The organism is Streptomyces sp. YS-3, assembly GCF_045257485.1.
GTDB lineage: Bacteria > Actinomycetota > Actinomycetes > Streptomycetales > Streptomycetaceae > Streptomyces.
Genome location: NZ_JBJHPC010000205.1, coordinates 1 through 11,327, shown reverse-complemented (window position 1 = coordinate 11,327; position 11,327 = coordinate 1). Strand labels below are relative to the sequence as shown.

The window sequence follows — 11,327 nt, the reverse complement described above, 5'->3', positions numbered from 1 at the left end:
CGACTACAAGGGGTTCCGGGGGGCGTACGGGGCGGACTGGGCCACCCGGCTGCGGCTCGTACAGCTGCCCGGGTGTGCCCTGACGACGCCGGAGAAGGCGCAGTGCCGTACGGTCACGCCGCTGGCCTCGCGGAACGACTCCACGTCCGGGCTGCTGACGGCCGAGGTCGACGTGGCGCCGGACGCCGGGACGAAGGGCGCGGCCATGGCCTCGGCCGCGCCCGCCTTCACCGTGCTCGCTGCCACCGCGGCCCCCGACGGGGCCAACGGGGACTTCAAGGCGACCTCGCTCTCCGCGTCCGGGAACTGGACCGCCGGGGGCAACGAGGGCGGGTTCTCCTGGGAGTATCCGCTTCAGGTGCCGCCCGTCCCGGGGGAGCTGTCCCCCAAGCTCGCCCTCGCCTACTCCTCCTCGGGTGTCGACGGCCGCACCGCCTCCAGCAACAACCAGCCCTCCGCGCTGGGCGAGGGCTGGCAGATGGAGATGGGCTTCATCGAGCGGCAGTACATGGCGTGCAAGGACGACAACGGTACGGGCACCAACGCCCCGGCCAAGTCCGGTGATCTGTGCTGGCGTTCGGACAACGCGATGATGTCCCTGAACGGCTCCTCGACCGAGCTGGTCAGGACCGGCACCGCTGACGTGTGGCGGCCCGCCGAGGACGACGGCTCGCGCATCGAGCGGATCAAGGGCACCGCCACCGACACCAGCAACGGTGACGACGACAACGAGTACTGGAAGGTGACCACGCTCGACGGCACCCAGTACTGGTTCGGCAAGAACCGCCTGCCCGGCTGGACCACCGGCAAGACCGAGACCGGCTCCGCCTACACCGTCCCGGTCTACGCCAACCACACCGGCGAGCCCGGCCACGCCACCGCCTTCACGGACTCGGTCCGCAACCAGGGCTGGCGCTGGAACCTCGACTACGTGGTCGATCCGCACGGCGACGCGATGGCACTCTTCTACACCCAGGAGAAGAACGCCTACGCCAAGAACTCCGGCGGCTCCACGACCACCAAGCCCAAGGCCGACGCCGGCTACACCCGCGGCGGCTACCTCGACCACATCGAGTACGGCCACCGCGCCGGACAGATCTACGCGGCCCAGCCCGCCGCCAAGGTGAACTTCGCCATGGCCGACCGCTGCCTGGGCACCGCCGCCGACTGCGCCTTCGACAAGGCGCACGCCTCGAACTGGCCGGACACCCCGGTCGACGAGGTCTGCACGGTCGGCGCGGACTGCCTCAACGGCTCGCCGTCGTTCTGGTCGAAGAAGCGGCTGACCTCGGTCACCACCCAGGCTCTCAAGGGCACCGGCTACGCGGACATCGACACCTGGACCTTCGGGCAGAGCTTCCCCGGCACCGGTGACACCGGCGGCAACGGGCTGTGGCTCGACTCGATCACCCGCACCGGCAAGGCGGGCGGCACCGCCCTGTCGAACCCGGCGGTGACCTTCGGCGGCACCCTGATGCCCAACCGCGTGGACGCCTCCGAGGGCCGCCCGCCGCTGAACAAGTACCGCGTCACGCGCATCAGTTCGGAGTACGGCGCCGACACCCTCGTCGAGTACTCGCCGACCGAGTGCGCCTACGCGAGCCCGCCGGACGAGGCGACCAACACCAAGCGCTGCTACCCGAACTGGTGGACCCCCGAGGGCGGCAGCGTGCCGGTCAAGGACTGGTTCCACAAGTACGTGGTGACCAAGGTGACCGAGGACGACAAGGTCGCGGGCACCGACTCGGAGGTGACCGAGTACGAGTACCTGGGCGGGATCGCCTGGGCCAAGGACACCAGCGAGTTCACCCTCGACAAGCACCGCACGTACAGCGACTACCGGGGCTACGGCAAGGTCCGCACCCGGACCGGCACGTCCAACAGGACGCTGTCGGAGACGACGTACCTGCGGGGCATCGCGGGTGCCCAGGTGGCCGACTCCTTCGGCGCCCTGTACACCGACGCCGAGCAGTACGGCGGCCAGGAGCTGGAGAGCGCCAGTTACGACAAGGACGGCGGCAGGATCGTCGAGTCGTCCGTGGACAAGCCGTGGTCGAAGCTGACCGCGACGCAGCCCCGTCCCGGCACCACCGATCTGCACGCCTACCAGACGGACACCGAGTCCAGCACCGACAGGACCCTGCTGGACGACGGCAGCTGGCGCACCACGCGCTCGTCCGCCACCTTCGACGCCTACGGCCAGACCCTCACCGCCTCGGACGAGGGCGACATCTCCGTCTCGGGCGACGAGCAGTGCACCCGCACCACCTACGTCACCCCGGACACCACCAACTACCTGATCGCCTACATCGCCGCCGAGCAGAAGAGCTCCACCGTCTGCGGCACGGCTCCCACCGCGAGCACGGTCACCGGCGAGACCCGCACCACGTACGACACCAGCGCGTACGGCGCCGCGCCCGTCGCGGGCAAGGCGATGCCCTCCAAGATCGAGGAGCTGGACCACTACAGCGCCGGTCTTCCGGTGTACGTCACCACCTCCACCGCGCTCTACGACGCGTACGGGCGGATGACGCAGACCGTCGACGCGGCCGGGGCCAAGACCCTCACCGCGTACACCCCGGCGACCGGTGCCCAGCCCACCACGGTGAAGACCACCGACAACAAGGGCTTCATCACCAGCGTCGACCTCGACGGTCTGCGCGGGCTCACCCTGAAGGCGACCGACGCCAACGGCCGGGTCACCAGCCAGGAGTACGACGCGCTGGGGCAGCTCACCGCCGCCTGGAAGCCGGGCCGCGTCAAGCCCGCCTCCGCCGACGTCACCTTCTCCTACCAGGTACGCAATGACGGCCCGAGCGCCGTCACCTCCAACACGCTGCTGGAGAGCGGCAAGTACCGCAAGGCGGTGACGCTCTACGACGGTCTGCTGCGCAAGCGCCAGACCCAGACCGAGGCGTACGGCGGCACGGGCCGGCTGATCACGGACAGCTTCTACGACAGCCAGGGCCGCACCTACAAGGACAACGCCGAGTACTACAACGACCAGCCGGTCGCGACGGCCGTCCTCGCGGTGCCCGACAGCCAGGTCCCGGCGCAGACCGTGACCGAGTTCGACGGCATGGGCCGCACCACCGCCTCCATCGCGCTCACCAAGGGCACCGAGCGGTGGCGCACGACCACCACCTACGGCGGCGACTGGACGGCGACCCTCCCGCCGGGCGGCGCCGCCGCCACGCTGGTGGTCAGCAACGCCCACGACAAGCCGGTCGAGCTGCGCCAGTACAAGGACCGCAACCCGGTGATCGGCGCGAGCGCCGACAAGTACGAGGCGCTGAAATACACCTACGACACCGCCGACCGGCTGACGAAGCTGGTCGACGCGGCGGGCAACACCTGGTCGGCCACGTTCGACCTGCGCGGCCGGCAGATCACCTCGTACGACCCGGACAAGGGCGCCGTCTCCACGACGTTCACGCCCGACGGCAGGACGGAGACGACGAAGGACGCCCGAGGCACCACGCTGGCGTACACCTACGACGAGATCGGCCGTCCCACCAGTCTGCGCAAGGACGGCGTCACAGGCCCCAAGCTCGCCGAGTGGACGTACGACACGCTGGCCGGCGGCAAGAAGATGCTCAGCTCCTCGACCCGCTGGGACGGCGGCAACGCCTACACCACGGCCGTCAAGGGCTATGACACGGCGGGCCGGGCCACCGGTTCGGTGATCACGGTCCCGGCGGCCGAGGGCAAGCTCCAGGGCACCTACGAGTTCAGCTCGACCTACACGCCGACCACCGGCCTGGCCAACACCACCACCTTCCCGGCCGGCGGCGGGCTTCCTACGGAGACCGTCCGACAGGGCTACACGGACTACGGCCTGGCGACCACGGTCGGCAACGGCACGGACGTGTACTCGCTGGGCAACCAGTACGCCCCGTCCGGTGAGATCCTCCAGACCGTGCTGGGCGCGGTCGGCGGACGCACGGTGCAGACGTACACCTACGAGGAGGACACCCACCGGCTCAGCAGCGTGGTCAACGACCGCGAGTCGCAGGGCCCGCAGACCATCGACAGCAAGGTCTACAGCTACGACGCGGCCGGCAACATCACCCGTATCCGCAACGACCGCGACGACAAGTCGGTCACCGACACGCAGTGCTTCACCTACGACTTCGCGGCGCGGCTCTCGCACGCGTGGACCGGCACGGACGACTGCGCGCTGAAGCCGTCGACAGACGTGCGCCCGAAGGTGGGCGGCGTCGACCCGTACTGGTACTCGTACACCTACGACACGGTCGGCAACCGGGCCGCCGAGGTCCAGCACGACGTCACCGGCGACACCGCCAAGGACGTCCGGCGCGGCTACTCCTACCCGCAGCCGGGCGAGACCCGTCCGCACGGCATGGACAAGGTCGACGTCACCGGTCCCGGGGCGCGCACCGACGCGTTCGAGTACGACGCCTCCGGCAACACCACCCGCCGGGTGACCTCGGCCGGGGACCAGAAGCTGACCTGGGACGCCGAGGGCAACCTCGCCTCCTCCACGATCGACGGCCAGACCTCCACGTTCCTCTACGACGCCGACGGCTCCCGGCTGCTGCGCCGGGACCCGGGCGCGGTGACCCTGTACCTGGGCGCGGAGGAGCTGACGCTGACCAGGGCGAGCGACACCGTGAGCGGCGTCCGCTACTACACGGCCGGCAACACGACGGTCGCGCGCGGCTCGGACGGCACGATCACCTACCTCCTCGGTGACCACCAGGGCACCGACGAGGTGGCGGTCGACTCCGTCACCCTGTCGGTCACCCGCCGCGTCTCCGGCCCGTTCGGCACCCCGCGCGGCACCCAGCCGCAGTCGGGCTGGCCGGGCGACCGGGGCTTCGTGGGCGGCACCACCGACAAGTCCACGGGCCTCACGCACATGGGAGCCCGGGAGTACGACGCGGCCAACGGCCGGTTCGCCTCGGTGGACCCGGTCATGGACCTCTCGGACCCGCAGCAGATCAACGGGTACGCGTACGCCAACAACTCGCCGGTCACCGACAGCGACCCGAGCGGCGAGTTCCACATCGGCCACATCTTCAAGAAGATCAAACACGCGGTCAAGAAGGTGTTCCACCGGATCAAGCGGATCGTCCACCGCGTGGTGCACAAGGTGGCCCGCCACTACTCGCCGTACGCCATCGCCAAGAGGGCCATGTGGTCGCACGGCGAGAAGGGCACCCAGTTCGGCCACTTCAACGTGGGCAAGGGCCCCGACCGGGGCATCATCATGATGAAGTTCTTCATCCACACGAAGGACGCGATGAAGATCCCGGGCCTGGGCTACCAGCTGCTCGGCGACAACCGGGAGTACAGCACGGACCCGGACGCGGCCTACCGCATGGTCCTGTTCTGGGACACCGCCACGGGTGACGTGACCTTCAAGGTCTCGCCCTCCCACACCCGGCCCTCCACCAAGCACGTCTCGTCGTACCTGCTCAGCCAGGCGGGCGGCGGCGAGGGGTACGACATCGAGTCGCCGTCACGGATGATCCCGGCGGACCCGCTGTCGCTCAACGACTACCCGTCGGGGAGCGTCACCGGCCGCAACATCGTGAACTACAGCTTCCTCGGCCAGTACCACTCGAACTCGTCCAAACTCGACCTCGGCATAGCCGGGGTGAACAGCCTGATGCCCCTGTTCTCGGTGGACACCCATGTGACGATCGCCGCCAACAAGGGCTCCGTGACGGTGACCAGGAAGGGAGACCATTACCCGGACATGGAGGTCGTCCAGTACCGTCGGACGCAGAAGCCGCTGGTGGTGGGCCATGACCGGATGGACCACGTCTCCGGTCTGGACTCGATGCCCTGGTACGGCAACAAGGACATGCGGTACTGGAACTCCGCCCAATGCATGAAGGATCCGCCGAAGTGACCCACGCACCCTGGTTCCCGCGCTGCGCGGCGAGGTACGTACCGGTCTGTGCGATCGGCTGGTTCCTGGCCATGGCGCTGACCCCGCGCGGCGCGCTCTCGTTCGGAGAGCAGCTGGCGGACGGCGTGAACCTCATGCTGTACGTCGCGGCGGTCTCGCTGTTCCTGCTCCTCCTCCTGGGCCTGCTCAAGAGGTACGGGACGCCGGGCGGCTTCCGCACGGCGGCGGTGTTCCTGCTGCTGATGCCGGTGCTGCCGCTGGCACTGGGCGGCGGGGGAGCGCTGTTCGGGATCATGCTCCTCACCCAGCTGGTCTTCGCGACGGCGGTCATGCCGAAGCCGGAGCTGCTGGCGGTGTGAGGTAGTTCGTGTGGGGAGGGGCCCGGCACCGGTCACGGTGCCGGGCCCCTCGCCGTGTCGGTGGTTACCGCGCGGCGTACGAGACGAACGCGGCCCAGGCGTGCGGTACGACGGTGATCTCCGGGCCCTGGGTGACCTTGGAGTCCCGGACGTGAATGGCGGCGGGGTGTGCGGCGACCTCGACGCAGGCGCCGCCTTCGCCGTCGCTATAGCTCGACTTGTGCCAGTCGTAGGCGACTTCGACGCAGGCGCCGCCCTCGCCGCCGCTGTAGCTGCTCTTGAACCAGTTCATGCGTCTCCCAGCATCTTCTCGATCAGGGACAGAGACTCCCGTGGGGTGAGAGCCTGCGCCCGGATGATCCCATAGCGCTCACTGAAGACACGGACTTCGTTGGGATCGGTGATCAACCGGGGGTACCCCTGTACCTCCAAGTAGGCCACTTGTTGGCGCCCCTTGGGCGTCAGCATGATGAACGGGCCATCCATGCAAGGGTGTTCTTCGCGGTCGTTCGGCATTACCTGGAGTTCGACGGGGCGCAGTTTGCCGATGCGCAGCAACTGCAATAGCTGATCGGCATGGACGCGCGGGCCGCCGGTGCGCCGTTGCAGCACGGCTTCCTCCAGCACGAAGCTCGCCGTTGGCGGAGGCCATCGCTCAAAGATCTGCTGCCGGGCCAGCCGGTCCGCCACCCGCTTCTCGATGGTCGCGTCGTCCAGCAATGGGCGGCGGTGCGTGAAGATAGCCCGCGCGTACTCCTCGGTCTGGAGCAGACCAGGCACCGCTTGCGTGCTGTAGTCGTGCAGCGCGACCGCCTCCGCCTCCTCCTTCGCGTAATCCCGGAACCAGCCGGGGTGCCGCACCCGCGCCCGCGCCTGGGCGCTCTCGATCGCCTTGCGCGCAGCCCTCAGCACACCCCCCGCGTTCAGGACGTCGTCCGCCTTGTCGAGGAAGTCCGGCTGCGTGGTCCGTACGCCCCGCTCCATCGCGGAGATCTGGCTCTCCGTGTAGCCGACGATCCGGCCGAACTCCTTCTGGGTCAGCCCGGCCCGGACGCGCAGCACCTTCAGCTGCTCACCCACGGCGATGAACAGCTCCGACGTGAGGCCGTCGTCATCATCCATGTACGTCTCCAGGGGTCACGGGCGACGACTCGTACAGGACTTTCGCCGTACCCGTACAGAAAGGCCGGTGTCGGGCGACACCCCTTGTTCAGCGTACGCACATCTCGTCACGCTCGGTGACATGAATTCCCAAATGACCACCCCCACGGTCGAGTTCGCGCGGCGGTTCGGCAGTACGCGGCGGGGTGCGAGCAGTGCGCGGAAGCTGGCGCTCGGGCAGCTGGACGCGTGGGGCGTGCCGCACGGGAGCGAGCGCTCCGACCGGGCCGCGCTGATCGTCGCGGAGCTGGCGGCGAACGCGGTGCTGCACGGCCACGTACCGGGGCACGAGTTCGAGCTCCGGCTGGCGCTCGGCACGGTGCTCCGCATCGAGGTGACCGACACCAGGGCCGCGCGCCGGCCACTGCGTCCGGAGCCGGCCGGGGAGGCGGAGTCCGGGCGCGGGCTGCTGCTGGTGGAGGCGCTGGCGACGGCGTGGGGCGTGGCCGAGCGTCCGCCGGGCAAGACGGTGTGGGCGGAGGTGGGGCTCTAGCGGCGGAACGGAAAAGGCAGGAGCCCTTTCCCGTACGTTGCCGTACGGGAAAGGGCTCCTTGGGTACTGCTGCTAGTCAGCGATCGCCGACCCGGGCAACTAGGCCGGGGTGACGTTCTCCGCCTGCGGGCCCTTCGGACCCTGCGTGACGTCGAAGTTCACGACCTGGTTCTCCTCGAGGGAGCGGAACCCGGCCGCGTTGATCGCGGAGTAGTGGACGAAGACATCCGGGCCGCCGCCGTCCTGGGCGATGAAGCCGAAGCCCTTTTCAGCGTTGAACCACTTGACGGTTCCGGTAGCCATAAGCCCTCCTTGGGCCAAAGGGTTGCCCTGCTCCAGAACCTGCTAAGAAGTCTGAAAACTACAAAAGCCTGCGGGTTACATGCTCCGCAGGCTCTGTACTGCAAGGGAAACCAAACTGCAACTTGCGCTGAGCGTAGCACGCAGGATCGGGGCTGCGGTAGAGGGAAAGATCACGTCACCCGGACGTTTGACACCCCCGCGACGCGCTGACGAACCGACCCGCCGTAGCTGGACAAACCGGACAGGTCTAGTCTCGCGATGTGGACCAAACAACCACCCGGCCACGGGTCGGGCACATCCAGTTCCTCAACTGTCTGCCGCTCTACTGGGGCCTCGCCCGCACGGGCACCCTGCTCGATCTGGAGCTGACCAAGGACAGCCCCGAGAAGCTGAGCGAGCAGCTCGTCCGGGGAGATCTCGACATAGCGCCGGTGACCCTCGTGGAGTTCCTGCGCAACGCGGACGACCTGGTGGCCTTCCCCGACCTCGCGGTCGGCTGCGACGGCCCCGTCATGTCCTGCGTGATCGTCTCGCAGCGCCCGCTGGAGGAGCTCGACGGCGCCCGGGTGGCTCTCGGCTCCACCTCGCGCACCTCCGTACGCCTGGCGCAGCTGCTGCTGGCCGAGCGGTACGGCGTCACGCCCGAGTACTACTCGTGCCCGCCCGACCTCGGCCTGATGATGCAGGAGGCGGACGCGGCGGTCCTGATCGGGGACGCCGCCCTGCGCGCCTCGCTCCACGACGCCCCGCGCCTGGGGCTCCAGGTCCATGACCTGGGGGCCATGTGGAAGGAGTGGACGGGTCTGCCGTTCGTCTTCGCCGTGTGGGCGACCCGCAAGGACTACCTGGCCCGTGAGCCCGGGGTCGTGCGCGAGGTCCACCAGGCGTTCCTGGCCTCCCGCGACCTCTCCCTGGAGGAGGTCACCAAGGTCGCCGAGCAGGCCGCCCGCTGGGAGGTCTTCGACGCGGAGCTGCTGGAGCGCTACTTCACGACGCTGGACTTCCGCTTCGGGGCCGACCAGCTCGCGGGCGTACGGGAATTCGCCCGCCGGACCGGACCGACCACCGGCTTCCCGGCGGACGTGGCGGTCGAGCTGCTCGGCGCCTAGGCAGCCCCTGGTCAGGGCGACGGGATCGGGGCCTGGAGCTTGCTGCTGATCCACTGCATGGTCCCGTCGCCCATCCCCTTGATGTAGGTGTGGGCGTTGTGCCGCCCGCCCTGGATCACCTGCAGATGGGTCTTGACCGGGCCCTTGCCGTACCGGGCGATGAAGCCGTTCAGGTTCGCCATGCCGCCCTCCTTGGTGCCGATCTGGAAGGCGAGGTCGACCTCGGGGCCGTTGCGGTCGATCAGGGCCTGGGCCAGCTTCTCCGGGTTGTTGGCCTGCTTCTCGGCCTCGTGACCGGCCCACAGCGGCGAGTCCGGCACGGTGTCGGGGCCGGAGGCGATCACGGCCTTGAACTGGTCGGGACGCTTCAGCACCGACTTCAGGCCGACGAAGCCGCCGGAGGAGGAGCCCATGAACGCCCAGCCGTCACGGGACTTGAAGGTGCGGAAGTTCGCCTTCACGAAGTCCGGCACGTCCTCGGTCATCCAGGTGCCCATCCTGGGCCGCCCCGGTATGTCACTGCCGTCGTAGTAGTACTTCGCGTCCGGGTTGAGGACCGGCATCACCACCACGAAGGGGACGCTTTTGCCCTCCTTGGACCACTGGGTGATGCTGCTCTGGAGCTTGAGGTCGGTGCCCATCCAGTAGTTCTTCGGGTAGCCGTTGCCGCCCGGCAGGGCTATGAGCACCGGGAAGCCGCTCTGCGCGTACTTGGGGTCGAAGTACTGCTTCGGCGCCCAGACCCACACCTTGCCGGTGAACCCCGACTTCTTGCCGTGCAGGGTGGTCATCCCGATCTTCGTGCCGTCCTCCAGCGTGTTCTGCGTGGTGAACTGCGCCTTCGGGCCGGTCGGCAGCAGGGTCTTCGCCACGGCCTCGGAGACCGCGCCCCCGCCCGCCTTGTTCTGCCCGCCGGGGCCGCCGCCCTTGGGCGCGGGCGCCGCCGTGGAGGCCGCCGGACTGTCGAAGCTCACCGGTTCGCCCTCGTCGGAGCAGCCGGAGACCAGCGCGACCGAGCCGAGGACGGCGGCGGCTATGAGTGCGGCGGTACGGCGATTCATACGATGCTCCGAGACGGTCTGGTGCGTGTGCTGGCGGGCGGTGGGGTTTTCCCTGCGGACTCCGCAGGGAGAGACGACCGGGTACCGGTATCGGTTCGTCGCCGTACGGTCCCGATCCGGCCCGGCCCGGTGATCCGGCACACCCCACGCTCTACCCTGCTGTCGACCGTACGTGACGGCATGGGGGAAGGCAGATCGCGATGCAGCCGCTGGAAGCCGGCGAACCGCGCACCATCGGCGCCTACCGGCTGCTCGGCCGACTCGGCGCGGGCGGCATGGGCCGGGTCTACCTGGGCCGCAGCGCGGGCGGGCGCACGGTCGCCGTGAAGGTGGTCCACCCGCACTTCGCCCTCGACGAACAGTTTCGCGCCCGGTTCCGCCACGAGGTGGAGGCGGCCCGCCGAGTGGGTGGCGCCTGGACCGCGCCGGTCCTGGACGCCGACCCCGAGGCGGCCGTGCCCTGGGTCGCCACCGGCTATGTGGCGGGCCCCTCGCTGGCCCAGGCGGTCGCCGCGCACGGCCCGCTCCCCGAGCGCTCGGTGCGGGCGCTGGGCGCGGGACTCGCGGAGGCGCTGGCGGCCGTGCACGCGCTCGGGCTCGTCCACCGCGATGTGAAGCCCTCCAACGTGCTGCTCACCCTCGACGGCCTCGGCTGATCGACTTCGGGATCGCCCGCGCCCTGGAGGGCACGGCCTCGCTCACCGCCTCCGGGGTCTCGATCGGCTCACCGGGCTACATGGCGCCGGAGCAGATCCTCGGCAAGGGCGTCACCGGCGCCGCCGACGTCTTCTCCCTCGGCGCGGTCCTGGCGTACGCGGCCACGGGCGAGCCCCCGTTCCCGGGCGACTCCTCGGCCGCCCTGCTCTACAAGGTGGTGCACGAGGAGCCCGAGCTGGGCGGAGGGCTCGACGGGGAGCTGCGGGCGGCCGTGGAGGCGTGCCTCGCCAAGCCGCCCGGGGC

8 protein-coding genes and 1 pseudogene are annotated in these 11,327 nt (G+C 69.5%); 5 read left to right on the top strand and 4 right to left on the bottom strand.

All coding sequences use genetic code 11. The annotated features are described in order from the left end of the window. Both ACJA3G_RS18320 and ACJA3G_RS18315 read left to right on the top strand, forming a co-directional pair. Positions 1–5,881 (top strand): RHS repeat-associated core domain-containing protein (locus ACJA3G_RS18320; protein WP_406554077.1); only part of this gene is annotated, 5,881 nt, incomplete at its 5' end. After that, positions 5,878–6,240 (top strand): hypothetical protein, encoded by a 363-nt coding sequence (locus ACJA3G_RS18315; RefSeq protein ID WP_406554076.1) that lies wholly within the window; start codon positions 5,878–5,880, stop codon positions 6,238–6,240. The genes ACJA3G_RS18320 and ACJA3G_RS18315, both read left to right, overlap by 4 nt. Before the next feature lie 64 nt (positions 6,241–6,304). Here the strand turns inward: ACJA3G_RS18315 and ACJA3G_RS18310 are convergent, their stop codons facing one another. Together ACJA3G_RS18310 and ACJA3G_RS18305 are read right to left on the bottom strand one after the other, a co-directional pair. Further along, positions 6,305–6,532, bottom strand: a complete 228-nt coding sequence (locus ACJA3G_RS18310; RefSeq protein WP_406554075.1) for a DUF397 domain-containing protein — start codon at positions 6,530–6,532, stop codon at positions 6,305–6,307. Continuing rightward, positions 6,529–7,362 (bottom strand): helix-turn-helix domain-containing protein, encoded by an 834-nt coding sequence (locus tag ACJA3G_RS18305; RefSeq protein ID WP_406554074.1) that lies wholly within the window; start codon positions 7,360–7,362, stop codon positions 6,529–6,531. Before ACJA3G_RS18305 ends, ACJA3G_RS18310 begins: the two co-directional genes overlap by 4 nt. Positions 7,363–7,495: 133 nt before the next feature. Here ACJA3G_RS18305 and ACJA3G_RS18300 point away from each other — a divergent pair, with 133 nt between their 5' ends. Next, positions 7,496–7,894, top strand: coding sequence for an ATP-binding protein (locus tag ACJA3G_RS18300; RefSeq protein ID WP_406554073.1), 399 nt, complete (start codon positions 7,496–7,498; stop codon positions 7,892–7,894). A gap of 99 nt (positions 7,895–7,993) precedes the next feature. Here ACJA3G_RS18300 and ACJA3G_RS18295 read toward each other — a convergent pair whose 3' ends face one another. Further along, positions 7,994–8,197, bottom strand: a complete 204-nt coding sequence (locus ACJA3G_RS18295; RefSeq protein WP_006347360.1) for a cold-shock protein — start codon at positions 8,195–8,197, stop codon at positions 7,994–7,996. 260 nt (positions 8,198–8,457) lie between these two features. Between ACJA3G_RS18295 and ACJA3G_RS18290 the strand changes: the two genes are divergently transcribed. Further along, positions 8,458–9,306: a menaquinone biosynthetic enzyme MqnA/MqnD family protein gene (locus tag ACJA3G_RS18290; RefSeq protein WP_406554072.1), complete on the top strand. Its 849-nt coding sequence runs from the start codon at positions 8,458–8,460 to the stop codon at positions 9,304–9,306. Positions 9,307–9,317: 11 nt separating this feature from the next. On the opposite strand, the gene ACJA3G_RS18285 is transcribed toward ACJA3G_RS18290, so the two are convergent. Then, complete coding sequence (locus tag ACJA3G_RS18285) at positions 9,318–10,367, bottom strand: alpha/beta hydrolase (protein WP_406554071.1); 1,050 nt, start codon at positions 10,365–10,367, stop codon at positions 9,318–9,320. Between the two features lie 200 nt (positions 10,368–10,567). Here ACJA3G_RS18285 and ACJA3G_RS18280 point away from each other — a divergent pair. After that, positions 10,568–11,327 (top strand): annotated as a pseudogene (locus tag ACJA3G_RS18280) (serine/threonine-protein kinase); the annotation flags it as partial.